This is a genomic window from Enterococcus sp. 22-H-5-01 (genome assembly GCF_050310005.1).
Classification (GTDB): Bacteria; Bacillota; Bacilli; order Lactobacillales; family Enterococcaceae; genus Enterococcus_A; species Enterococcus_A hailinensis.
In genome coordinates, this window is sequence record NZ_CP189993.1 from 2,091,601 (window position 1) to 2,114,959 (window position 23,359).

24 protein-coding genes are annotated in these 23,359 nt (G+C 38.6%); 13 read left to right on the forward strand and 11 right to left on the reverse strand.

The window, feature by feature from the left end; all coding sequences use genetic code 11:
- Window positions 1-35: 35 nt before the first annotated feature.
- A complete protein-coding gene (locus ACQKTA_RS10575; protein ID WP_427813703.1) occupies window positions 36-1,952 on the forward strand; it encodes an LPXTG cell wall anchor domain-containing protein in 1,917 nt (638 codons plus the stop codon).
- Between the two features lie 78 nt (window positions 1,953-2,030).
- On the opposite strand, the gene ACQKTA_RS10580 is transcribed toward ACQKTA_RS10575, so the two are convergent.
- The 3 genes from ACQKTA_RS10580 to ACQKTA_RS10590 all read right to left on the reverse strand — a co-directional run bounded on the left by ACQKTA_RS10580 (window position 2,031) and on the right by ACQKTA_RS10590 (window position 4,480).
- Complete coding sequence (locus ACQKTA_RS10580; RefSeq protein WP_427813704.1) at window positions 2,031-3,056, reverse strand: threonine aldolase family protein; 1,026 nt, start codon at window positions 3,054-3,056, stop codon at window positions 2,031-2,033.
- Window positions 3,057-3,162: 106 nt separating this feature from the next.
- Window positions 3,163-3,846: a metal-dependent hydrolase gene (locus ACQKTA_RS10585; RefSeq protein WP_427813705.1), complete on the reverse strand. Its 684-nt coding sequence runs from the start codon at window positions 3,844-3,846 to the stop codon at window positions 3,163-3,165.
- A gap of 160 nt (window positions 3,847-4,006) precedes the next feature.
- Entirely contained in the window at window positions 4,007-4,480 is a 474-nt protein-coding gene (locus ACQKTA_RS10590) for a YbaK/EbsC family protein (RefSeq protein WP_427813706.1), read from the reverse strand.
- A 122-nt stretch (window positions 4,481-4,602) separates the two neighbouring features.
- Between ACQKTA_RS10590 and ACQKTA_RS10595 the strand changes: the two genes are divergently transcribed.
- The 4 genes from ACQKTA_RS10595 (at window position 4,603) to ACQKTA_RS10610 (ending at window position 7,874) form a co-directional block, all read left to right on the forward strand.
- The gene (locus ACQKTA_RS10595; protein ID WP_427813707.1) at window positions 4,603-5,559 is read left to right on the forward strand and encodes a sugar-binding transcriptional regulator; all 957 of its coding nucleotides are present in this window, start codon (window positions 4,603-4,605) and stop codon (window positions 5,557-5,559) included.
- A 157-nt stretch (window positions 5,560-5,716) separates the two neighbouring features.
- A complete protein-coding gene (locus ACQKTA_RS10600; RefSeq protein ID WP_407854932.1) occupies window positions 5,717-6,397 on the forward strand; it encodes a fructose-6-phosphate aldolase in 681 nt (226 codons plus the stop codon).
- A gap of 104 nt (window positions 6,398-6,501) precedes the next feature.
- On the forward strand, window positions 6,502-6,873 hold the full coding sequence (locus ACQKTA_RS10605) for a DUF1722 domain-containing protein (RefSeq protein WP_427813708.1): 372 nt from the start codon (window positions 6,502-6,504) through the stop codon (window positions 6,871-6,873).
- A gap of 62 nt (window positions 6,874-6,935) precedes the next feature.
- Complete coding sequence (locus ACQKTA_RS10610) at window positions 6,936-7,874, forward strand: NADP-dependent oxidoreductase (protein ID WP_407856538.1); 939 nt, start codon at window positions 6,936-6,938, stop codon at window positions 7,872-7,874.
- Between the two features lie 57 nt (window positions 7,875-7,931).
- On the opposite strand, the gene ACQKTA_RS10615 is transcribed toward ACQKTA_RS10610, so the two are convergent.
- Complete coding sequence (locus tag ACQKTA_RS10615; RefSeq protein ID WP_427813709.1) at window positions 7,932-8,663, reverse strand: NADPH-dependent oxidoreductase; 732 nt, start codon at window positions 8,661-8,663, stop codon at window positions 7,932-7,934.
- A gap of 220 nt (window positions 8,664-8,883) precedes the next feature.
- On the opposite strand from ACQKTA_RS10615, the gene ACQKTA_RS10620 reads away from it, so the two are divergent.
- From ACQKTA_RS10620 to thrS, 3 genes are all read left to right on the forward strand, one after another.
- Entirely contained in the window at window positions 8,884-9,153 is a 270-nt protein-coding gene (locus ACQKTA_RS10620) for an ACT domain-containing protein (RefSeq protein ID WP_427813710.1), read from the forward strand.
- A gap of 11 nt (window positions 9,154-9,164) precedes the next feature.
- Window positions 9,165-10,508 carry a PFL family protein gene (locus ACQKTA_RS10625; RefSeq protein ID WP_427813711.1) on the forward strand — a complete coding sequence of 448 codons (1,344 nt, stop codon included), beginning with the start codon at window positions 9,165-9,167 and terminating at the stop codon, window positions 10,506-10,508.
- Window positions 10,509-11,025: 517 nt separating this feature from the next.
- Entirely contained in the window at window positions 11,026-12,930 is a 1,905-nt protein-coding gene (gene thrS, locus ACQKTA_RS10630) for a threonine--tRNA ligase (RefSeq protein WP_427813712.1), read from the forward strand.
- Between the two features lie 38 nt (window positions 12,931-12,968).
- Here thrS and ACQKTA_RS10635 read toward each other — a convergent pair whose 3' ends face one another.
- A complete protein-coding gene (locus tag ACQKTA_RS10635; RefSeq protein WP_427813713.1) occupies window positions 12,969-13,559 on the reverse strand; it encodes a TetR/AcrR family transcriptional regulator in 591 nt (196 codons plus the stop codon).
- Window positions 13,560-13,661: 102 nt separating this feature from the next.
- On the opposite strand from ACQKTA_RS10635, the gene ACQKTA_RS10640 reads away from it, so the two are divergent.
- From ACQKTA_RS10640 to ACQKTA_RS10650, 3 genes are all read left to right on the forward strand, one after another.
- Window positions 13,662-14,732 (forward strand): ABC transporter permease, encoded by a 1,071-nt coding sequence (locus tag ACQKTA_RS10640; protein WP_427813714.1) that lies wholly within the window; start codon window positions 13,662-13,664, stop codon window positions 14,730-14,732.
- 1 nt (window position 14,733) lies between these two features.
- On the forward strand, window positions 14,734-15,408 hold the full coding sequence (locus ACQKTA_RS10645) for an ABC transporter ATP-binding protein (RefSeq protein WP_427813715.1): 675 nt from the start codon (window positions 14,734-14,736) through the stop codon (window positions 15,406-15,408).
- Window positions 15,409-15,473: 65 nt separating this feature from the next.
- Window positions 15,474-16,478: a nucleoid-associated protein gene (locus ACQKTA_RS10650; protein WP_427813716.1), complete on the forward strand. Its 1,005-nt coding sequence runs from the start codon at window positions 15,474-15,476 to the stop codon at window positions 16,476-16,478.
- Between the two features lie 93 nt (window positions 16,479-16,571).
- Here ACQKTA_RS10650 and ACQKTA_RS10655 read toward each other — a convergent pair whose 3' ends face one another.
- The 5 genes from ACQKTA_RS10655 to ACQKTA_RS10675 all read right to left on the reverse strand — a co-directional run bounded on the left by ACQKTA_RS10655 (window position 16,572) and on the right by ACQKTA_RS10675 (window position 20,591).
- The gene (locus ACQKTA_RS10655; RefSeq protein WP_332579975.1) at window positions 16,572-17,114 is read right to left on the reverse strand and encodes an Asp23/Gls24 family envelope stress response protein; all 543 of its coding nucleotides are present in this window, start codon (window positions 17,112-17,114) and stop codon (window positions 16,572-16,574) included.
- A gap of 74 nt (window positions 17,115-17,188) precedes the next feature.
- Window positions 17,189-17,377, reverse strand: coding sequence for a DUF2273 domain-containing protein (locus tag ACQKTA_RS10660; protein ID WP_071856667.1), 189 nt, complete (start codon window positions 17,375-17,377; stop codon window positions 17,189-17,191).
- Between the two features lie 11 nt (window positions 17,378-17,388).
- A complete protein-coding gene (amaP, locus tag ACQKTA_RS10665) occupies window positions 17,389-17,967 on the reverse strand; it encodes an alkaline shock response membrane anchor protein AmaP (protein ID WP_427813717.1) in 579 nt (192 codons plus the stop codon).
- 246 nt (window positions 17,968-18,213) lie between these two features.
- Window positions 18,214-19,956, reverse strand: coding sequence for an ABC1 kinase family protein (locus ACQKTA_RS10670; protein ID WP_427813718.1), 1,743 nt, complete (start codon window positions 19,954-19,956; stop codon window positions 18,214-18,216).
- Window positions 19,957-20,129: 173 nt separating this feature from the next.
- Window positions 20,130-20,591, reverse strand: a complete 462-nt coding sequence (locus ACQKTA_RS10675; RefSeq protein ID WP_427813719.1) for a DUF441 domain-containing protein — start codon at window positions 20,589-20,591, stop codon at window positions 20,130-20,132.
- 146 nt (window positions 20,592-20,737) lie between these two features.
- Between ACQKTA_RS10675 and ACQKTA_RS10680 the strand changes: the two genes are divergently transcribed.
- Window positions 20,738-21,688 (forward strand): aromatic acid exporter family protein, encoded by a 951-nt coding sequence (locus ACQKTA_RS10680; protein ID WP_427813720.1) that lies wholly within the window; start codon window positions 20,738-20,740, stop codon window positions 21,686-21,688.
- A gap of 80 nt (window positions 21,689-21,768) precedes the next feature.
- The gene (locus ACQKTA_RS10685) at window positions 21,769-22,584 is read left to right on the forward strand and encodes a DUF4097 family beta strand repeat-containing protein (RefSeq protein ID WP_427813721.1); all 816 of its coding nucleotides are present in this window, start codon (window positions 21,769-21,771) and stop codon (window positions 22,582-22,584) included.
- 30 nt (window positions 22,585-22,614) lie between these two features.
- Here ACQKTA_RS10685 and ACQKTA_RS10690 read toward each other — a convergent pair whose 3' ends face one another.
- The gene (locus ACQKTA_RS10690; protein ID WP_427813722.1) at window positions 22,615-23,304 is read right to left on the reverse strand and encodes a YoaK family protein; all 690 of its coding nucleotides are present in this window, start codon (window positions 23,302-23,304) and stop codon (window positions 22,615-22,617) included.
- Window positions 23,305-23,359: the final 55 nt, after the last annotated feature.

Sequence of the window (23,359 nt, forward strand, 5' to 3'; positions counted from 1 at the left end):
TGACAAATGTAAGTTATGGGAGAGGAAGAATTTACGTGAACGAAAAAGGGCTTAAACCGTTTGATGTAAAGCACTTAATGCTTTCAACGGTCGTATTAACTGCGATTAGTACGGGGGTTTTTCTATCAAATGAAACAACGACACATGCAGCTTCGATCGATACGAATACAATGACAGCAGTAACTGCTGCAACAAATAATACAACTGAGGAAGATTCAACTACTAGTGCTGATGCACAAAACAGTGAATCAACAGTTGATCAAACAACACCAGAAACACAAGCAACTGATGTAATGACAGAAGAAACAAATTCAGCAACATCAAATTCATCAACTGAAGATGTGCAACCAGCTGCAGAGGAAACAACTACTCAAACAGCTGTCACTTCAGACAATAATAATGCTGAAAATATAACGGATAATAATACAGAAAATGTTACAGATTCTGCTATTGCAGAAACGTCTTCTGTAGTTGCTCCAACAACTCAAGCTGTTACAACTGAAGAAACAGCTGTTGACTCTACGATGGCAACACCATCAAATGCTTCAACACAAATAACTGATGAATCTGATGATGCATCGACTGAAACTTCAGAAGCCAATACGCAAACAGCCCCAATGTCATATCAAGATCTTTCAACTGCTGCAACAGCAGATGCTGTGGATAAAGCTTCAGTTGGTAATGCTGTAGATTATGTGATTGCTGATCGTCCAGAATTAAATGCAGAGTTAGTTGATGAGGCTAAAGCTGCTGTATCAAAAATTTTGGAAGAGGCGTATAGACAAAGTGAAGCGAATGGTCAGCCATTGAACAATGGCGATAGCTCAGCTATATCTTTTACAGCAACACTAAGTAATATTATCAATGGTAAGAATGATGATGATACTGATATTTACAGCGTTGATGCTATAGTTTCTGTAAAAGAAAATACGAATGTTGATGATTTAGTACTTAATGATGAACTTGTTCAAAAAGCTAAAATTACAATGAGTAAAGTTCTAAAAGATGAATTTTCTATATATTATTTAAGTGATGTACAACTTAATAATGATCCAGGGAAACTATATGCTTCAGATGTTGTGGAGTTTACAGTAGCAGCCCAAATCTCTCCAGAAGAAGGGGAAGCTGTCACTATTGATACATCAACAAATACAGCGCAAGAAAAGCAAAAAACAATTAATATAAATAATAAAATAGTTTCTGGAGAACCTGCATCAGATATCGTGCCAGATGCCTCAGATGAACAAGCAAAACAACAAGCAGCTGAATCTAAAGCAGCAATGAGAGCTGCAACAAAAGCGGTAGAAGAAGCTTCAAATGCAACGACTGAATATCCAACAACAACAATTGATGAAACAACAGATACAAAATCAGATGATTCGACAGAAGCAACAGATGAAACAGTTGATTCTACTGGAACGGATACAAGTGTTGAAACAACAACAGAACCAACAGACACAACCGATGCAACTACTACAACAAAACCAGCTGAAAGTACAGATGACAGCACCGCAGCAAAACCAACTGATTCTTCTGATACTAAGGCAGCCGATTCAACTGAGTCAGTGACTACTCAAGCTAACGAAGATTCTGCTTCAGCTGTTACGGATTCAACAGTTACGACAGCTGCTTCTACTACAGCAGTGAAATTTGTGAATACTCCAGCTGCTTCAGTTAAAGCGACAGATTTGCAAGTGGCGACACCGGTCAGCACTCAAGCTATAAGTGAAACTCAAGTATCACCCGCAATTGAGACTAAAGAAGAAGCGTCAAGCGTAGAAGCAACGGATTCAACTTCAGACGTTCAAAACGCAACTGTCAAAGAAGCGAGTGTTTTACCACAAACAAATGAAAAAACAGGATTCATCGATCAATTGATGGGCTTAGTTATTTTAGGACTAACTTTTGGCATCAGCTTTGTTCGTAAATCACGTAAATCAACGAACGAATAATCAAATAGTACAGCAGCCAGAACGAAAGTATTCGCTACTTTTGTTCTGGCTGCTTTTTTGTGAGTATATGATTTTTGATTAAAGCAATGCTAATAATTCATCGATTTCAGATTCTTTAGTTGCCCAACTAGTGGCGAAGCGGATCACGGAATGCGACTCATCGAATTGTTCCCAAAATCCAAAGGCGACTGATTTTTTCAATATTTCTAATTGCTCATTTTGAACCACGATAAATTGTTGATTTGTTGGAGAATCAAGATAGAAACGATAGTGTTTTTCTTGCAGTCCTTTTTTTAAACGCATAGCCATAGCGATCGCATGTTGGCTGATCTCAAAATACAGTTGATCTGTAAACAAGGTATCAAATTGTAGACCCAATAATCGGCCTTTCGCTAATAGCGCACCTTGTTGTTTCATATGGGCTAAGAAATATTCTGGACGATTATTTTTAGTGAAGACGATGGCTTCACCTAAAAAAGCGCCGACTTTGGTTCCACCAATATAAAAAACATCACAATACTCTGCGATCATTGGCAACGTCACATCTATTTCAGGACTGGCTAATCCATAACCTAAGCGAGCCCCATCTAAAAATAAGGGGATCTGATACTGTCGACAAACTTCTGAAATATTTTTTAATTCATCTTTCGTATACAATGTTCCGTATTCGGTGGGGTGAGATAAATAGACCATCCCAGGGAAAACCATAAATTCGTGATTGGCATCGGCCCAAAAAGTGGTTAAATAATCACGGATCTGATCAGCGGTGATCTTTCCTTGTTTTTGCGGTAAGGTCAATACTTTGTGACCAGAATATTCGATCGCACCTGTTTCATGAGTTGCAATATGAGCTGTTTCTGCTGCAAGAACACCTTCGTATTTTTTTAGCATCGAGGCGATCACTAAAGCATTTGTCAATGTTCCGCCAGAGATAAAGTAGATCTCCGCTTCTGGACAAAGGCACGCTTGGCGAATCTTATCGACTGCCGAGGCAGAATATTTATCATGGCCATAGCCCGTTAGTTTTTCTTCATTTGTTTCGAGCATCCGTTGTAAAATCTTTTCGTGGGCACCTTCTAAATAATCGCTTTCAAAATTTAACATACAAACTCCTTTCCAAATAACCTCTTTCTATTATTGTAGCAGATAGTTAGTAGTTAAGATAAACTAAAAAAAACTTACGTATCCTCAGACACGCAAGTTTTTTATTTTATAGTTCTAATGTTTCGCCGACAGCCATCACTTTTCCAACTTTTTCTGGCAATAATTTGATAAAGGCTTCGGGATCTTGTTTGATCAACGGGAAGGTATTGAAATGGATCGGCACGACTTGTTTGGCGTTTAATAATTCAGCTGCTTGAGCAGCTTCTTCAGGCCCCATCGTAAAATTATCACCGATCGGTAAAAAGGCCAAATCGATATCGAAGGTTTTACCTAGTAAGGCCATGTCGCCATAGATCGCAGTATCACCCGCAAAGTAAAGCGTCTTTCCTTCAATCTGTAAGATAAATCCAGCTGGTTCACCCATATAAATCGTTTCTCCATCGACTTCATACCCAGAACTGTGGAGTGCAGGGACCATTTTGACACGACCGAATGGAAAATCAAATGCACCGCCCATATTCATACCGTGTGTTTTTTCTATACCATTTTTTGCAGCAAAATTACAAATCTCGACGATACTGATGATTGTTGCTCCATTTCGTTTTGCAATAGGAAGCATGTCGCCGATATGATCACTATGACCGTGAGAAATCAAGAGCCAGTCCGCTTTGACGTCCTCTGCTTTTAAATCAGTTAAATCATTTCCGGTTATAAAGGGGTCGAACAATAATGTTTGGCCTTCTTGAGTAACGATCGAAAGAACAGCATGTCCATGATACGTGATTTTCATAAAACTTCCTCCTTAAAGTAATTGCTTCCTTCTATTATAACGAAGAACCAATAAATACACGTATCTTTTGATTTTTGACTAAATTATCAAACGTCAAGAGAAGGAAGTAAATCGAAAGTAGATAGCGACTGGTTCTAATTTATACAGAACCTCTTTTTTATCACCAATCTTTGCAAACATCGACCCAAGTATCAAAATTGGTATAACGTTCTAAGTCAGCAATCGATAACTCGATCGCACTGTTGGAACTGCCACAAGCAGGAAAGACCGTCTCAAAACGTTTCAACGATTCATCTAGATAAATGGCTATCGTTGAAGGGATAGCAAAAGGACAAACGCCACCTACAGGATGACCGACTGTTGCTTCCACTTCATCGGATTTTAACATCAGTGCTCGTTCGTTGAAACGTACTTTGTATTTAGCATTATCAATCTTAGCATCTCCGGCAGTGACGATCAAAATCACCCGTTCGGCTTTTTTTTGTTTGAAAGAGAGTGTTTTAGCGATGTGTTCAGGTGCACAGCCCAAAGCTTGAGCAGCTAGCGCCACCGTGGCACTAGAAACAGGAAATTCTTGAATCTTATCAGCGATTCCGTATTGAGAAAAATAAGCTTTAACCGTTTCAACAGACATAAAAGGCCTCCGTTTGTATTTTTTCTAATTTTATTTTAATAATTAAAAGAATACACGTTTTAACAAATGAAGTAAATAAAATTTGATAGAATAAAGTGAAGCGCTCTTAGGAGGTCGAAGACATGAAAGCAGATAAAAGAAAATTATTGGCAAAAGTTGCCTATATGTACTATGAACAAGAACTGACGCAAGCTCAAATTGCAAAGGAACTCTCGATTTATCGAACGACCGTTAGTCGAATGCTGAGCCAAGCCAAAGCAGAAGGAATCGTTGAAGTAAAAATCAATTTTTTTGATGCCCATTTATTTGAACTGGAAGAGCAATTAAAAGAAATTTTTGGTCTTCAAGCAGTCGAATTAGTAGCAACGGATAAAGCTATGACCGAAGAGCAAAAAGAATATCAGCTCGCTCAAGCAGCTGGTACTTATATTCGGCGCCAATTAACGGATGAGATGGTGGTCGGATTATCATGGGGAGCAAGTGTCGGTAATGCGATCAATCAAATCGAGGCCAAACAAGTTTCAGATATCACCGTTGTTCCGGTCGTCGGCGGGCCAAGCCATATCAATTCACAGTACCATGTCAACACATTGGTCTATGAATTGGCAAGAAAATTAAATGGTCAAAGTCTCTTTGTCAATGCGACGGTCATTCAGGAAAATAAAGCGTTGGCCGAAGGAATCTTCAATTCCAAATATTTTCAAGAGTTGAGAAATTATTGGGATCGACTTGATTTAGTCGTCGTCGGTGTAGGTGGACCACTGAGCTATCAAAAAAGTCAGTGGCGGGATTTATTGTCTCCGATAGATTATGAAGAACTTAAATTGAGAGAAGCCGTCGGAGACTGTTGCTGCCGTTTTTACGATCGTTACGGCAAACGTTTGAATGGGTCGCTGAATCAGCGAACGATTGGACTTTCATTGGATCAATTAGTCAAAGTCCCACAAACAATCGGTGTAGCAAGAGGGATCACAAAAGCGAAATCAATCGCTCCGCTACTTGAAAAAGGGTATTTAAAAACCTTGATCACCGATCAAGAAACGGCCGAAGAAATTCTCCGTTTAATGAAACGAAAGTAGCTCTTTATTATTAAATGCACATTTGTGCGAATTTTAATAGGATAAATTGACGAAAGGCTTGGTATCAAGCTTTTCGTTTTTTTATTCGATCAATAAAACAAAAATCTTTCACCAGATGCTATGCTTAAATCAAATAAAACACAAGGGAGTTTTTCAAATGGAATTCATGTTAGATACAGCAAATTTGGCTGAGATAAAAAAATATGTTGATTTATTACCGATTGCCGGAGTAACTTCGAACCCTTCGATCGTTAAAAAAGAAGGCAAAATCGAATTTTTTGACCATATGAAAAAAATTCGCCAAATTATTGGGGAAGATCGTTCGTTACATGTCCAAGTAGTAGCGACGGATTATGAAGGGATTATCCAGGATGCAGAAACGATTTTAGCGAAGATCGATAAAAAGGTCTTTATCAAAATCCCCGTCAATGAACCTGGCTTAAAAGCCATCAAAGAATTAAAAAGTCGCGGAGTAAATATTACAGCCACGGCGATCTATACAAAATTTCAAGCCTACTTAGCGATTGCTGCTGGTGCTGATTATATTGCTCCATATTTTAATCGGATGGAAAATCTAAATATCGATCCGCGAGAAGCGATTTTTGAAATGGCTCAAGAAATTGAACGGACACAAAGTTCAACGAAAATCTTAGCTGCTAGTTTTAAAAATGCTGGTCAAGTCAACTCTGCTTTAGAAAACGGCAGTCAGGCTGCAACGATGGGCGTCGATATTATTCAACAAGCCTTGCTGATGCCATCGATCGGTCAGGCAGTCACTGATTTTACCAATGATTGGGAAGGTATTTTTGGATCGGGTATCACGATCAGTGATTTATAATGCAAGAAAAGCAGGGAGTCATAGACTGCCTGTTTTTTGCTTTGCGAAGCGCATCAATATCAGGAACGTTAAAAACATGCTATGCTTTTTTTGAGGTGATCGCAATGTGTGAACTAAAAACAGCGCAAAAAGAATGGGCCAAGTGGAAGTATTATGTGATGGCTCGCTCTCAGTCCGCTTACTTGGAGTTACGTCAGCTTTTTTCTGGAAATCAATGGTCACAAGAAAAAGAAGTTCAATTCAAGCAACAAATTTCAAACGTCAAAAAATTATCATTTAATCTAAAGGCGCGAAGAAATGCCTATGAACACGTATGGGGCTATTTCAAAAAAATAGCGACGGCTCAAGAGCGGGCTACCTTTTTTCGTTTGTCTCAAGCAATGACCGCTACGCAAGATGAGGCACTGCCTTATTTAAAACAATTAGCGAAAAAGTATCAAATCACTTATTTGTTAGACTCCCATTTTTTTGACTAAGCATATTTCTTCTGATTTTTTGTAAGTAATTCTATAATAGAAGAGTATGGAGGGATGTACGAATGGAAACACGTGCAGTTATTATTGAAGAATATGGTCATGCAGACCAATTAAAAGAAAGTACCGTTACTTTACCACAGTTAGGTGAACATCAAGTCGTCGTCAAAGTGGCAGCAACTTCAGTCAATCCAATTGATTGGAAGTTACGTGAAGGATACTTAGCACAAATGATGCCTTGGGATTTTCCGATTATTTTAGGATGGGATGTTGCCGGTGAAATCGTTGAGATCGGTTCAGCGGTCACTGACTGGAAAGTTGGACAAAAAGTTTTTGCTCGTCCTGAAACAACTCGTTTTGGAACGTACGCAGATTATACGATCGTTGATGATCACTTGTTAGCAGTAAAACCTGAAAATGTTTCATTTGAAGACGCTGCAGCTGTACCATTAGCTGGATTGACTGCTTACCAAGCACTATTCACTCACGGCCAATTGAAAGCCGGTGAAAAAGTATTGATCCATGCCGGTGCTGGCGGTGTCGGTATCTATGCGATCCAATTAGCTAAAAATGCAGGCGCAACAGTCATTACGACTGCTAGTGAAAAAAATCATGCTTTATTGAAAGAATTAGGCGCAGATCAAGTGATCGATTATCATACGACTGATTTTTCAGAAGTATTGACTGATATCGATCTTGTCTTTGATACAATGGGCGGCGATACCCAAGCCGATAGTTTCAAAGTCTTGAAATCGGATGGGCGCTTGATTTCAATCGTTGGAGACCCAGACGAAGCGCTAGCCAAAAAGGTAGCTGTCGCCAAAAGTATTTGGTTACAACCGGATGGCAAACAATTGCAGGAAATCGCTGACTTGATGGAAGCCGGAAAAGTGAAAAGTGTGGTCGGACATACTTATCCATTGACGGCTGAGGGTGTAAAAGAAGCCCATGAATTAAGTGCGACACACCATGCTAAAGGAAAAATTGTTTTAGTAAATGAATAAAGTAAAAGAAGCCGCGCTAAAAGTAGACACTACTTTTAGCGCGGCTTCTTTTTTGCGTTAAATCAAAAAACCTTGTTTTTTCAAGAAATCCGCTGTATTTTGTCGGCGTGGTTCAGCAAAATGTTGTTGAACTTTTTGTGACCAGGTTGCTTTTTGTGTATTACTATTTCGACTTTGGTAATAGTCCGCGGTTTGTTGATCGTAGCGGCTGATCATTTCAGGAGTCAAGCTATGATAGGTATCGGTTTTTAAAATAGAATCTAGCGGCAAACGTGGTTTGACTTCATTCTTTTTAGCTGGATAGCCGACAAACAGGCCAAAAAGCGGATAAGTCAATTCAGGTAAATCAAGTAATTCCTTGACGGCAAATAAATCATTGCGAATTCCACCAACATAACAAATCACTAAATCAATCGATTCCGCATAGACAGCCATCGATTGAGCGGCGATCGCTGTGTCTACGATCGAAACGACCAATGATTCCATTGAACGTAGATGTTGATCTGATTGTTGGTCTTGTGCCAAGACTTGCGCATGTTTATTTAGATCTGCAACAAAAAGATACAGATTTCCATTTGTGCCGTTATCGATTGGGAAACGAGCAATCGTTTCGATTTTTTTTCTTTTTTCTGGATCAACGATCTTAACTAAAGAAAAAGCTTGTAAGAAATTAGAGCTGCTGGCGCTTTGAGCGGCTAAAAGCAATTGTTCTTCTACCGTCGGTGTAATTGCTTGATCTGTAAACTCACGGACGGATGAGTGGTGAATCATTGTGTCAAAAAGTTCCATTTAAAAAGCCTCCATAGAATAAATCTCATTTTTCAGAAATTGATTTGAAAATATCATCTTGATTATGATAGGTAATTCAGATCGATAAGTAAAGTAACTTGTACAGAGAAACGAAACCCGAACAATAAAATAAAAAGCACAGAATAAATTCATTTTAAACTAATTATTTTATAATCGCTATGTTATAATTTGGATCAATTATCCGAAAGGAGTTTTGCAGATGCGCGGCATAGTAACAGTGGTAGGAAAAGATAAAGTAGGGATCATTGCTGGGGTCAGTCAAAAATTAGCTGAACAAGCGATCAATATCTTAGATGTCTCACAAACGATCATGGATGACTATTTTACAATGATGATGTTAGTTGATTTAACAAATTCCACGAAGGATTTTGAAGCGGCTCGCCAACAATTGTCGACCTTAGGCGAACAGTTAGAAGTAACGATCACGATTCAGAATCAAGAAATTTTTGATACGATGCATAAATTATAAGGAGGGTTCTTGTGGAAACCAATCAAATATTAGAAACGATCCGAATGATCGAAGAAGAGAATCTTGATATTCGGACGATCACGATGGGTATCTCATTACTCGATTGTATCGACAGCAATAGTGATAGTGCCTGTGAAAAGATCTATCAAAAAATCACTACGAAAGCAAAAGACTTAGTGGCAGTGGGTGAGGCGATCGAAGCAGAGTACGGGATTCCGATCATTAACAAGCGTATCTCTGTAACACCTATCGGAATTATCGCAGCTGCTACGCCAGATACAGATTATGTAAAATTTGCGAAAACACTTGATCGTGCTGCTAAAGCTGTCGGTGTCAATTTTTTAGGTGGTTTTTCAGCTTTAGTAGAGAAAGGGTATCAACATGGGGATAAAATTTTGATTGATTCGATTCCTCAAGCATTAGCACAAACGGATTTTGTCTGTGCCTCGGTCAACATCGGTTCGACCCGTGCCGGAATCAATATGGATGCTGTCGGTCATATGGGGGAAATTGTCAAAGCGACAGCCGAAGCGTCTGATTTAGGTTGTGCGAAGCTAGTTGTCTTTGCAAATGCGGTCGAAGACAATCCATTTATGGCTGGAGCGTTCCATGGCGTCGGCGAAGCAGATTGTGTGATCAATGTCGGTGTCAGCGGTCCGGGTGTGGTCAAACGAGCTTTGGAAAAAGTAAAAGGAGAATCTTTCGATGTGGTCTCAGAAGTTGTAAAACAAACAGCTTTCAAAATTACTCGAATGGGACAGCTGGTTGGCCGGATTGCTTCTGAAAGATTGGGTGTTCCATTTGGAATCGTAGATCTGTCACTAGCACCAACACCGGCAGTCGGTGATTCGGTGGCCCATGTATTAGAAGAAATGGGCCTGGAAAGTGTGGGAACACATGGGACGACTGCGGCGTTAGCTCTATTGAATGATGCCGTCAAAAAAGGTGGCGTGATGGCGTGCAACCATGTCGGCGGATTATCAGGAGCTTTTATTCCAGTCTCTGAAGATGCGGGAATGATCGATGCGGTTAATAACGGACATTTAACATTAGAAAAATTAGAAGCGATGACGGCAATCTGTTCCGTCGGTTTAGATATGATCGCTATTCCAGGAGCCACGCCAGCGAGTAGTATCGCAGCAATGATCGCTGATGAAGCGGCTATCGGAGTGATCAATCATAAAACAACGGCAGTTCGGATCATTCCGGCTAAAGATCGTAAAGTCGGGGAAATGGTTGAATTCGGCGGATTGTTAGGAAGAGCACCTGTGATGAAGGTCAACGCGGCGGGGTCGGCTGATTTTATTGCCCGTGGTGGACGTATACCTGCACCCATCCATTCATTTAAAAATTAACCATAACTTTTTCGTGCAATTCTTCATTCAAGGTTGAGCGTGGTGTAGAGTATTTATTTCCGATTAAAGCCCCTCAGTCTAATCGATACACTGAAATCAAATGAGTAATTTTGAAGAAAGTGATTGACAAAGAAAAATTCGAGGTCTATGCTTTAGTCACATAGAAAAAACTACGAGAAGGACAAGATTTTATTTGGACCTCGCCGCAAGAGAAAGAAGTCATCGGCTGAAAGCTTCTGGTTGAGCAAAATAAAATTACTCCCTTTGAGCGACTGAAAAAGCCAGTCCGTTTGATGCACGTTATGTATCACGAGAGCCAAAAGGTGCAAACTTTTTGGGAACTTGGGTGGTAACACGTTTATTCACGTCCCTATTTTTTTAATAGGGATGTTTTTTTATTTTTACTGGTTGCCGGATAGGCTGTCAGTTGAAATGCCTTTTTAGTATTTGTTACACTGAATAAGCAGATACTTTCAAGGACGAGAATAAGAGAAAATACAGGATGGAGTTGAGTTGTATGTCAAAAGAAATCGAAATCGTTTTACCAGATGGAAGTAAACAAGAGGTGGTTAAGGACACTACCTTGTTTGAAATAAAAAAACAATTTATGAAACAATCAATCGTTGGTAGTATCGATGGCGAACTTGTTGACTTAGCAACTCCGATCGACCACAATGTTGAAATCGTTTTTTATGATCAAGCCTCAAAAGAAGGCCAAACAGCGATCAATCAATTAGTCAGTTTGCTATTAGAAGAAGCAGTCAAAGAATTATATCCTGAAGTATTGTTTGCACATCCACAACGAGAAGATAAAAAAATCTGGTTAGATATGCGGATAGACCAACCGCTGAGTGCGTTAGTATTGAAGGATTTGGAACACCATATGCGTAAACGAATCAAAAAAGGGATTCATATCGAAAGTTTACACATTTCAGTTGCTGAAGCAAAAGAAATCTTTAAAGATAACGAGTTAAAATTAGCGGCCTTATCACAATTGGATCCACAGCAACTAGTTTTTGTTTATTCATTAGGAGAGGTCAGTGAGTTCTTTTTAGAACCAGCGGCTTTAGAATTATCAAAAGCCAGCTACTTTGCTTTATCTAAAGTATCGGGTGCTTATTGGCAAGGGGATGCTAAGAATGAAATGCTGCAACGGATCAACGGTGCCGTGTTCGCTGAAAAACCAGAGTTAGATGCTTACTTAGAATTTTTAGCAGAATCTGAAAAACGCAGCCATCAAAAATTAGGTAAAGAACTCGATTTATTCATGTTCTCTGAAGAAGCACCAGGAATGCCGTTCTATTTAGAAAATGGGTTGATCATTCGCAATGAACTCCAAAAATTCTTACGTGAACTACAAGCGAAATATGAATACAAAGAAGTTCAAACACCTTTAATCATGAATCAACGATTATGGGAACAATCGGGTCACTGGGATCACTATAAAGACAATATGTATTTCACGAAAGTCGGCGATGAAGACTACGCATTGAAACCAATGAACTGTCCGGGACATTGTCTGATTTTTAAAGATCGCAAACGTTCATACCGCGACTTGCCGATCCGAATGGCTGAATTTGGTCAAGTTCATCGGCATGAATTCAGCGGAGCACTAAACGGTCTGCTACGGGTTCGGACATTCTGTCAAGATGATGCCCATATCTTTGTTCGCCGCGATCAAATCGAACAAGAAATTGCTTTAGCCTTAAAAATCATTGATGAAGTCTATAAGATTTTTGGTTTTGAATACTCGGTGGAATTATCGACACGTCCCGATGATTTTATGGGAGAAATTGAATTGTGGGATGAAGCGGAAGCTTCTTTAGGTAAGGTATTGACAGATTTAGGCTATAAATACAATATCAACGAAGGTGATGGAGCATTCTATGGACCTAAGATCGATATCCATATCAAAGATGCCTTGAATCGGAGCCACCAATGTGCAACTGTTCAACTGGATTTCCAAATGCCGGGTAAATTCGATTTGAGTTATATTGACGAAAACAATCAACCAGCTCGTCCGGTAATGATTCATCGAGCAGTTTTTGGTTCATTGGATCGTTTCTTAGGAATTTTGATCGAACATTATGCAGGTGCTTTTCCAGTTTGGTTAGCACCAAAACAAGTATCGTTGATCAATGTTGCCCAAGCACATGAAGCAGGCGTTGAAAAATTATTCCGTGAATTCAACGAAGCGGGGATTCGGACAGATAAAGATACAAGAAATGAAAAATTAGGGAAAAAGATTCGCGATGCAGAATTGAAAAAAGTTCCTTATATATTAGTGATTGGGGACAAAGAATTAGCAGAAGGTAAATTTGCAGTCCGCAAACATGGCAGTGATGCCGTGATCGAAATGGATAAAGCAGCCTTTATCCAACTGGTCAATCAACAGGCCCAAGAAAAAAGTGCACACTACTAAGTTTGAATGGAATAAACAAAAAAGCTGAAGCTCATGCTTCAGCTTTTTTTGATGCCGGTGATCAACCAGCGCTTTTTGAACCGAAAATCTTGAAGTAAAGTTTCTTTATCCCATTGATTGGCGATCATATCAGTCAAAGAATCGATCACGAGCTTCATAGAAAAATATAAAAAACTGATTTGTTCTTCACGTGTAGCAATATTAAACTGATTTTTCTCCAACATATCGTGCCAAGTATCCAATCCGCGAGTGGTCTCGGGGCGGTAAGAAAATAAATAAGTATTTTGAGTCAATAAGGCTAACTGACGGTAACGCGCAGAAGCATGATCAAGGTCAACGTAAAGAACTAAAAAATTTTCGATTCCTTGGAAAAAATCATTTTCTTTTTCCAACATGTGCTGAATAATTTCACCATGGATCTGTCCAGCATAGTAATGAATTAAATAATCATATGCATCGTTCAAATCTTCGAAATATTTATAAAAGATTCCACGAGACATTTGCAGCGCTTCAACAATTTCACTGACTTTCACTTGGCTAACAGGTTTTTCAAAAAAAATAGTTAATAAAAGGTCACGAATTTCAGCTTGGCGGGAGGCAGGTAAATTTAAAAAAGTTTTCTTTGGCATGAGCTCACCTCGTATTTTTCATATTTTCAGTATAACATAAAAACAAAAACGGTGACAAAGTGTCACCGTTGATGTATGATGATTCCAGAAAGGGTGATTTAAATGTTTTTAGCATGGAAAGAAATTCGTTATGCGAAATTAAGATATGGGTTGATTGCTGGAATTATGCTCTTAGTAGCTTATGTTGTATTTATGCTTTCTGGTTTAGCCAATGGATTGGCGGACGGAAATCGACAAGCAGTCGATGATTGGCAAGCAACCAATATTATTTTATCGGAAGACAGTAATAAAATTGCTAATGCTTCACAGCTGCATCTTGATGACTTAGAACAAGTATCAGCAAAAGAAAAAGCAGGTATAGGAATTTATTCAACAGCGATCGAGGAAAAAGGCGGAAGTGAAAAAACTAATGTTTCAATTTTTGGAACGGACAATCAAGCCTTTGTTGTACCAAAAGTCATTAAAGGAAAATTATACAAAAATGATCATGAAGCAATCGTTTCGGAGAACTTATTAGCAGAAGGGTATAAATTGAATCAAACCTTCAAAGTCAACGATCAATCTTTTAAAATCGTAGGTATCACAAAAGCGACTACTTATTCGATTGCACCAGTCGTCTATCTTAGTTCTCCAGCTTTCAAAACATTGAAATATGGAGCACAACCTACTGAAAGTGATCCTATCAATGTGATTGCAACAATAGGCAAAACCAGTATCACAAATAAAACGGGTCAAACAAAATTAGAAAAAATGACACCTAATACTTTTATTGAAAATATTCCTGGCTATAAACCAGAAAAATTAACGCTGAACACAATGATTTATTTCTTATTCGTAGTTGTTGCAGCAATCATCGGAATCTTTATGTATGTAATCACACTTCAAAAGACAGCAATTTTTGGAGTGATGAAAGCACAAGGTGTTGCTACTAGCTATTTAGTTCGCTCGATTTTAGCACAAGCCTTTTTAGTAGGGATTATCGGTGTTGCTGTAGCGATTGGCTTAAGCGTAGTGACTAGTTTGGTATTGCCGAGTGCTATGCCTTTTGCAGTTCACTGGGCTGAATGGGCATTATATGCAGTGATTTTAGTTCTTGTCGCGATGGTCGGTGGATTGTTCTCTATGCGCACAGTCACAAAAGTCGACCCTGTCACTGCGATCGGAGGGGAATAATATGACAAATGATGTATTAAAAATGGAAAAAATAATCAAAAAATTTGGTCAAGGTCATACAGAAGTTACGGCCTTGAAAGATGTTGATTTTAAAGTTGCTGAAGGTGAATTTGTCAGTGTGATCGGTCCTTCGGGTTCTGGAAAAAGTACTTTCTTGACGATCGCTGGTGGGTTGCAGACACCAACCGAAGGAAACATCACGATCAATGGTTCTGACTTTGGTCAAATGAATGAAAAAGAACGTTCCAAAGCCCGTTTTAAAGAAATCGGCTTTATCCTTCAAGCCTCTAATTTGATTCCCTTCTTGAAAGTACAAGAACAATTCCAATTTGTAGAAAAAATCAAGAAGCAAAAAAATCCTGAAAAAATCGAAGAGCTATTAAAATCATTGGACATTTGGGAACTAAGAGAACAATATCCTAAAGCATTATCAGGAGGGGAGCGTCAGCGTGTAGCGATCGCACGTTCTTTGTTCAATGATCCTAAATTGATTTTAGCCGATGAACCGACAGCCAGTCTTGATTCAGATCATGCTTATGACGTAGTAAAATTATTAGCTAAAGAAGCCCATGAACGCAACAAGGCGATCGTCATGGTGACTCACGATGAACGAATGACTCAATGGAGCGATAAAATCTATCAAATGAATGATGGAAAATTGATAATGAAAGAATAGTTGCTAAACCTGGTGTTTCCTGTGTATGATAAACAAGATCGAATTTTTTAGAAAGCAGGGAACACATGGATATTTATTTAACAAAAGCAGCACTGCATATCGTAGATCGTGAATCAGGTGATCCCATCTACAGTCAAAGTGAATTAGATTTAACTAAAGAATATATTCGAGAATACTTGACGAAGAAAATCCAAAAATTGTCTTCTGCTCAAACAAAGACGGGGACGTTGACTGAAGATTCTACGTTTGCCTTTTTGAGTCAACAAGCAGAGCATGATTTTTTAGCTGCGAGTGAAAAAATCGTTGATCGCTGGTATCAAGCTTATAAAGAAAGTGAAGAGGCACCTAGTGCGGATGCATTCGTTGCATTGTATGAAGAAGATACTCAACTGTATTTAGCCTTTTTGAAAGTCAATTATCATGAGGGGTATACACATATCGTCGATTCCGATGAAAGTGGCTTAAAAAATGAGCTGATCATCCATCGGGCATTGTTATCAAACAAATCACAAAAAGCCGATGAAGGAATCGTGGTCAACTTGGGGAATTTACGTTATGAATTGATCGAGAAGAAGTACCCGTTCTCGGGCGACAAACGATTGTATTTTTCAACGCAAGTGATTGAAAGTCAACCGGCACCTTCATTAGAAGAAAATGTTCGGGTGATCAAAAAGGTCGCCGAAAAAATCGGTGCTAAATTTGAGAATCAAAAACATGATGTGATCGCTGATGTGAAGGAAGCCGTCTATGATGTCGTCGAAGAAAGTGGCCAGATCGATGCCAAAGTCGTGGCACAAAAAGTCTTTAAAGATAATATTTCGGCCCAAATGGCTTTTCAAGAAGAAGTGATCGAGAAAGGCTATGTCGATCAAGCACCTTTACTGAGAGAAGTCCGTGAAGTAACAGAAAAGAAATACGGCAAACAGAAATTGAAATTATCGAATGGCATCGAGTTGATCGTTCCATTAGAAGTTTATCGCAATCCCGAACTGATCGAGTTCGTTAATAATCCTGATGGAACAATCTCTGTAACCATCAAAAATGTTGACGAAGTAATCAATCGCCTTTAGAAATCAAGCTGAAAAAACCTCTCGCGTAGGGATACGTGAGAGGTTTTTTTGTTAGAAAAAGACTACCTACAAAAGCAGGTAGCCTAAAATTTTTTATTCAACACGTGGTTCTGATTCTAAGTTGTCGCTGATTTTGTCTGATTGATTGCTGATCGCATTTTTAGCACGATTTGTTTGTTTTGAAGCAAATTGTCCAGTTGTTTGTGCAGCGCTTGTTACTTTATCTTGAACAGTTTCGCTGTCAGCTTCATATTCTTCGCGCGTTTTGATATCTGATACGTTCACATTGACTTCAATCACGTCTAAGTGTGTCATTTTGTTGACTTGTTCAGCGATCAATTTTTTCATTTGGTTATAGATGTCTTGGATATCTCTGCCGTATTCGACAACAACGTCCATGTCAACAGCTACTTGTTTTTTGCCGACTTCAGTATTGATACCAGAAGTAACGTCATCACTGTTTACTAATTTGTCTTTTACATTAGAGAAGAAACCACCATCGACAGTCAATAAACCGTGAACATTTTCTAATGCAATTCCGATAATTTTTTGAATAACTTTGTCTTCGTAAGTCAATTCGCCCTTAACATCTTTTACATCTGTGTTTTCTGTTGATTTGATTGTTGTATTATCCATAATTTCTTCCTCCTAGACTTTATAAAGCTTTAACTTTTCCTTTAAGAAAAAAGTTTTCCGAATGTAAGTGGTGACTATTTTTTCAAATAGTCATCTAAAATATGATTGTTTTTTAGGTAGATGCCAACACCTATCCCAATGGCCGTGATCACAATCAGTAAAATCGTTTTAAAGAAGCCGATCGTAAAGAATAGCACAGCTAAGATAAAACCGAGAATACCGAAGATCACAGGGAGCTTTTCTCGTGTAAAGAAGTCTTGCATCACTGTTCCTCCTATTCTACTCGCGGCTCAGCCGGCGTGCGTGTATTTGTGGTTGGTTTTGGTTCAAGATCTTTGAATTTAACTTTGATCGAGATTTTTTCACTTGTTCCGATCAAATTACGTAGATCAGATTCGACATTTTTTGCCCATCGATCTGTTCGACCGACTAAATCAGAAGTCTTTTTCAAACGTCCGCGGACATCGACATCGATTTTATTTTTTGTGGCAGTTACTTTCACTTTCGGGTTATCCATAAAATTTTCTTCTTTGATGCTTGAACGGACATAGCCTTCGATCGCACGTTTATCCAAAGTCAGTTTTCCACGATTTTCATTAAGCGTAAATGTTGTTACTCTCTTCGGATAAAAAATAATGACTAAAATCACAATCACCGTCAAAATAGCTAGTACAGCGCCAACCCAGAATAAATAGTTCTGTGCGTAATCATTGGTCAAAACAAAACGCTGAAGCGAGCTGAGATCTAATGGATTATTAGGAACAATAAAGTAATAGATTGCTGCCACCGATAGAAAAATGGAAAGTAAAACCAACGAACAGATAATCAGGATGGTTTTAATCGCCTTATTCATAAAGTACCTCCTCACATAAATATTTTTTTCTTTGTCTATATTAAAATAGTATAATTTTCAATCGTTTTTGTAAAAAAAAATGCTCTATTATCTTCAAAAAAATAAATATCATTCAAAAAAACCGATTAAAGAAAACCGTTTTCTTTTTATTTGGTTGAAAAATAAAAGAATCACATTTTAATTAGGCTATAAAAAAGCTGCGCCCAAAGGATGATTTACTTTGGGCGCAGCTAGGAATGTTTCGTTTTAACGGTCTTTCCATTTTCGATAACGGCGGTAAAAACTTTCTGAGATCAAGAAAAGGATCGAGAGTGCAGCGATCGAATAACCAAAGATGCCAAGATTAGAAATGAATGTATGACCGTTAGGGGAAGTCTGAACCAATAGAGAAGAGCCAATCACTAAAGCAGATAAAATCAGGCCGATTACTAATCGGTTGACCATTGCCTCCACGCGTTCTAAAAGGGCTTTTTGATTCTTGAATTCAAGATTTAATTTACCTTTACCTTTGGCAAAAGTATCTAAAACAGTCAGTGTACGACTAGGAATTTTAGGCAACGCTTTTAAGCTGGATAAATAATCTAACCCTGTTTCTTGTAATTCATCTTTCAGGTGCAATTGTTTGATAAAAAATTTTTGGGCAAAAGGTGCGACGACTTCAAACAATGAAAGATCAGGATTCAAATCCTCGATCACACCTTCTAATGTACCGAAAGCTTTGATCAGCATCGTTACAGAATCATCGATTTGCAGGTTATTATCATGGCAAATCATTACGACTTGTGAGAATAATTTTTGTAAATCGATTTCTTTGATCGGTAGATTCAAATAGCGGTTTAAAAAGTCATCCAGCTCATTATTGAATTTTTCTTCGTCGAAGCTTCCGGTAGGTTTACAAATCGAGCGGACAGCATTGGTGATCCGTTGATTGTCTTTACTGTAAAGAGCGATGATCGTGTTGCCCATCTTCGTCTGCATCTCAGGCCGGATCGTTCCCATCATTCCGAAATCAATGAAATTCAAACGGAAAGGCCGAAGTTTTTGATGGTAAGCATACGAAAAGTGATACGTCTGTTTGCCCAGTTTTCGTTCCAATTTTTTTGATTTAAGCGGTTGATCAGCATGGTTTTCAGCCTCGTCCAATAGTTGAAGTAAGATATTGCCAGGATGCGGATCGGCATGGAAGAAGCCATCATCGAAGACTTCCTTCATAAAATGCTCTACTAATAAGCCGCTGATCATTTTCTTTAATTCATTATTAGACATTCCAGGTTGTAAAATCGGTTCTGTTTTGGCTTGAATCAATGTTTCTAGACTTTTACCAGCCATCAATTCCATCACGATAATTTTTTTGGTGGAATAAGCTGGTTCCATTTTAGGAACACGAATTTCTTTCCATTCATTATTTAGGCGATAGAACTCTTCAGCAAAAGCGAGCTCTTTACGAAAGTCCAATTCATTTTGTAAGGAATTACGAATTTCTCTAACTAAACTTTTTAAATTGATCACATTGCTTTGTGGCACCCAGTTGACGAGAGGAAGAGCTTTTTCAAACAACGCCAGATCTAATTCGATCTCGGTATCAATTCCTGGATGTTGGACTTTGACGACCACTTCTTCACCACTCTTTAATTTGGCATGATGAACTTGAGCGATCGAAGCCGAAGCAAATGGCTGTTCATCAAATTGGGAAAAAAGCTCAGTCAATGAGTGATCCAGTTCTTGCTCGACCGCTTTTTTGACTGTAGTAAAATCATCTGTCTTAACTTGATCCTGTAACTTACGTAACTCGCGGGTGAAATCCACTGTAAAGATGTCAGTCCGAACAGACATCATCTGTCCGACTTTGATAAAAGTAGGGCCAAGTTCTTCAAAAGCTTGACGAACCTCAGCGGGATTTTTTTGTTGAGTAATATTTTTGACGACACTGTAGTGATTTAGAATTTTGACGATTTGCCGTAAACGAGCGGTCTTGGTTTGTTCAGTCATCATTGCACCTCCTAGTTCTTATAAAAATAAGATCTTGTGCCATTTTTCAATATTTTGTAAAGGGATTTTTATATTTGTTGAATCGGTCGTTTCTTTCTATCTTACAAGAGAATTTTATGAGAAACAAATAAACACACAACTCTTGCGGAAAATAAAGAGTTGTGTGTTTAAAATTAACGGTTCATTACAGTTTGGATGACTTGCATGATGCAGTATGTCATCCCGGCAGCAATCACTGGTCCGGCAGCGATTCCTTTTAAAAAGACAACACCCATGATCGTTCCAAAAACCAAAGCGACCGTGACTTCTGGCGATTGATTGATTAAACCGACCCCTTTAGAAGATAAAACAGCGACTAAGACACCACAGATGGTTGCGACCCAGCCAAGCGGTGATTTCAAAGTGTCTAATAAATCTTTCAAGACGATATCACCCGTCGCGATCGGCACTAAGATCGTTGCCGAAATCAAGGTCACACCCCAATTGATTCCACGTTGATTTAAGGTAGTCAAAATCTTATCTGAATGGGGCAGTAATTTCAATAATAATACGGCGATCGTTGCAATCAATAAGCTTTGGTTCTTTGCAATAAAGGCAATCAAAAGAATCACACCTAAAAAAATCCAGCTTTCCACTATATCCACTCCCTACAGGTTATAAAATGAGTTCTTGTTAGCTTAGTACATACGGTTTTTTTCAACTTATTTACTATACAAGATATTATAGTAAGTTGCGACTTTTTTCAGCAAGTAGTGTAAGCTTTTAGTGAAGGAGGGATCACATGAAATTTGGGTTACGAACATTCAAAACAGCGATTGCTGCACCGATCGCTTTACTTTTGGCAAATGGCTTGGGGTTAGAATCAGCAGCTTCCGCGGCGATCATTACGATCCTAACAGTGACTAATACGAAACGTTCAACAGTTAAAACGGCGATCAATCGTTTTTTTTCATTGACGCTGGCAACAGTTATTGCAGGTAGTTGTTTTTTACTCTTCGGTTACCATCCGTTGGTCTTTGGTTTGTACTTATTTTTATTTATCCCGGCCTCACTAGCGCTAAAACTAGATGAAGGAATAGCCGTTAGTTCCGTGTTGATCACTCATTATTTGGTGGCTCAAGAAATATCAGTTCACTTGATCATCAATGAGTATCTCTTGATGTCGATCGGAGTCGGTTGTGCCTTATTAGCCAATCTTTATATGCCGAATACCGAGAAAAAATTACAAGCTGACCAAATGATCGTCGAAGTGTCGATGAAAAAAATATTGCAGGATATGGCGCTGCATTTGAATCAGGCGAAAAAAGAAGAAGATTTACGTCAAGAATGTTTGGCACTTTTGACTTTTGTTAAAGAAACACAAAAACGAGCGCAAGAATTTGAAGAGAATCATTTCTTCTCCAGTAACGGGTATTATTTTGAATATTTTGCGATGCGACGTTTACAGCTAAAAATTTTAACAGCGATGCTGCAGATTTTGAATCGTCTAACAGCCGAGCCAGAAGATGTCATAGAATTGCAAGAACTTTTAGAATTTACAGCCGAAACGTTAGCGGAGGAGAATGATGGCTCAGAAATTTTGGGTAAAATCACTGAGTTGGATCAGCGCTATCAGGAAAAAGAGCTACCAGAAAATCGACAAGCGTTTGAGAATCGAGCGATGCTGTTTCAAGTATTTCAGTTATTTCAAGAATTTATTGAGATAAAAGCAGGATTCTATCGAGATAAATAAGCAGAATCAGGCGCAAGCCCTATGAAAACGTTTGTGTAATCTTTTATGATAGAGAAAATGCATCAAAGAAGGAGCAAAAAATGAAAAAAATCATCGTAGGGGTTATTTTGGTTGGAGCTGCTTTAGTCAGTATCAGCAGTCTATTTTTTCATAATCAAGTCATGCAAAAAGAATATACGACTAAAAATAAAATCGATACATTGATTGTCGATGATCGGAATACCCCGATTAAAGTGGTCGGAACTGCTGAGAAACAGACTCGAATCCAGTATGCGAAAACACGTAATACAAAATATAAGATCCAGCAAAAAGGTCAGGAATTAAAATTTGTACGTAACCGCAGCAATTGGTGGAGTCCAAGTTTCTTCAGCTTTGGCAAGGATCAAGCGCAAGTAACGATCGAAGTGCCGCAAGAACAATTGAAAGATCTGCAGGTCGAGACATCCAATGCCCAAGTCTCAGTGGAAAAAATAGCATTAGCTACATTAGAAATAGAAACAAGCAATAGTAAAGTGGCTGTAGCAGATACGAAGGCTGATGAAATCGAAGCGCAAACAAGCAATGGTCACTTAGAATTAACTGATCTGACTTTTAATGAAGGGTCATTTGAAACGAGTAACAGTAAAATTATTTTAAAAAACCTGAACTTTAAAACCGGAGAATTCGAGACGACCAACGGCGCCATTTATTTAGATCGCCTTCAGCCGAAGGAATCATTAGAACTTGAAACGAGTAATGCAAAAGTCACTGGAACCGTGATCGGAAATCAAAATGATTTCTCGATCGATGCTAAAACAAGCAATGCTAAAAATAACCTAGTGAAAAAGGCAGCAGGCTCGAAAGAATTAACGATTCGGACGAGTAACGGCGCCATCGATGTTGCTATTCAGCCATAAAATAACTCTTCAGCGCAAGTCGCTGAAGAGTCATTTTTTTTCAAGTCGAAAAACGTTTCGTTGAAATTGCCACACTAAGAAAGTTTCAGATAAAGCCATCAATAAGAATAATCCTGAGATGATCCACAAAGCTTTCGTCCCGATTAAACGATAGAAAAAGACTGAAACAATCGCACCGGCAATAAAAGCTAGTACCACTAGTAAAAAGTGGACAAACCGTGTTTTTGCCGCTTGATCTTTCGTGCTTAAATAATCATAAAGATTCGTTGCGACACCTTTCAAATTTCCAGTAGTAAATAAATTCGTGTAGGCCAAGCCATTGATTTTATCGAAGGATACCCATTGGATCGAGGCAGTAAAAGCAATCATGATCGTAACAATTGCTGGATAGGGATCTAAGAAGCGCAAACTGATTACGAAAAAGACTACTGCTTCAAAATAAAGTAAAAATAAGCGCCAGAAATGAAGTTCCTTTTTTCTAAAATAATCGATCATAAACTTGGCTAAAAGAATACCGACAAAGAAAAAGAGGGTGGAAAGCAATTTTTTTCCGACCATATTCCATTGTCTTTCATATGCTTGGATGATGGCCAAAATCAAATTCCCTGTCTGCGCAGAAGCAAAAGCTTCGTATCGGATATAAGTATAACTGTCCATCATTCCCCCAATAAAAGTCAGTAGCAGACCTACTGAACGATTCTCGTGAAAACTATTGTTCATCTATCATTCAACTCTTTTCGTTGAATATAGTAACATATTTTTTCAGAAAATGGCT

Excerpts from the sequence above, each read along its gene's own strand:
- ACQKTA_RS10580 (WP_427813704.1), bottom strand. The coding sequence starts at position 3,056 with ATGTTAAATTTTGAAAGCGATTATTTAGAAGGTGCCCACGAAAAGATT.
- ACQKTA_RS10585 (WP_427813705.1), bottom strand. The coding sequence starts at position 3,846 with ATGAAAATCACGTATCATGGACATGCTGTTCTTTCGATCGTTACTCAA.
- ACQKTA_RS10590 (WP_427813706.1), bottom strand. The coding sequence starts at position 4,480 with ATGTCTGTTGAAACGGTTAAAGCTTATTTTTCTCAATACGGAATCGCT.
- ACQKTA_RS10595 (WP_427813707.1), top strand. The coding sequence starts at position 4,603 with ATGAAAGCAGATAAAAGAAAATTATTGGCAAAAGTTGCCTATATGTAC.
- ACQKTA_RS10600 (WP_407854932.1), top strand. The coding sequence starts at position 5,717 with ATGGAATTCATGTTAGATACAGCAAATTTGGCTGAGATAAAAAAATAT.
- ACQKTA_RS10605 (WP_427813708.1), top strand. The coding sequence starts at position 6,502 with ATGTGTGAACTAAAAACAGCGCAAAAAGAATGGGCCAAGTGGAAGTAT.
- ACQKTA_RS10610 (WP_407856538.1), top strand. The coding sequence starts at position 6,936 with ATGGAAACACGTGCAGTTATTATTGAAGAATATGGTCATGCAGACCAA.
- ACQKTA_RS10615 (WP_427813709.1), bottom strand. The coding sequence starts at position 8,663 with ATGGAACTTTTTGACACAATGATTCACCACTCATCCGTCCGTGAGTTT.
- ACQKTA_RS10620 (WP_427813710.1), top strand. The coding sequence starts at position 8,884 with ATGCGCGGCATAGTAACAGTGGTAGGAAAAGATAAAGTAGGGATCATT.
- thrS (WP_427813712.1), top strand. The coding sequence starts at position 11,026 with ATGTCAAAAGAAATCGAAATCGTTTTACCAGATGGAAGTAAACAAGAG.
- ACQKTA_RS10635 (WP_427813713.1), bottom strand. The coding sequence starts at position 13,559 with ATGCCAAAGAAAACTTTTTTAAATTTACCTGCCTCCCGCCAAGCTGAA.
- ACQKTA_RS10640 (WP_427813714.1), top strand. The coding sequence starts at position 13,662 with ATGTTTTTAGCATGGAAAGAAATTCGTTATGCGAAATTAAGATATGGG.
- ACQKTA_RS10645 (WP_427813715.1), top strand. The coding sequence starts at position 14,734 with ATGACAAATGATGTATTAAAAATGGAAAAAATAATCAAAAAATTTGGT.
- ACQKTA_RS10650 (WP_427813716.1), top strand. The coding sequence starts at position 15,474 with ATGGATATTTATTTAACAAAAGCAGCACTGCATATCGTAGATCGTGAA.
- ACQKTA_RS10655 (WP_332579975.1), bottom strand. The coding sequence starts at position 17,114 with ATGGATAATACAACAATCAAATCAACAGAAAACACAGATGTAAAAGAT.
- ACQKTA_RS10660 (WP_071856667.1), bottom strand. The coding sequence starts at position 17,377 with ATGCAAGACTTCTTTACACGAGAAAAGCTCCCTGTGATCTTCGGTATT.
- amaP (WP_427813717.1), bottom strand. The coding sequence starts at position 17,967 with ATGAATAAGGCGATTAAAACCATCCTGATTATCTGTTCGTTGGTTTTA.
- ACQKTA_RS10670 (WP_427813718.1), bottom strand. The coding sequence starts at position 19,956 with ATGACTGAACAAACCAAGACCGCTCGTTTACGGCAAATCGTCAAAATT.
- ACQKTA_RS10680 (WP_427813720.1), top strand. The coding sequence starts at position 20,738 with ATGAAATTTGGGTTACGAACATTCAAAACAGCGATTGCTGCACCGATC.
- ACQKTA_RS10685 (WP_427813721.1), top strand. The coding sequence starts at position 21,769 with ATGAAAAAAATCATCGTAGGGGTTATTTTGGTTGGAGCTGCTTTAGTC.
- ACQKTA_RS10690 (WP_427813722.1), bottom strand. The coding sequence starts at position 23,304 with ATGAACAATAGTTTTCACGAGAATCGTTCAGTAGGTCTGCTACTGACT.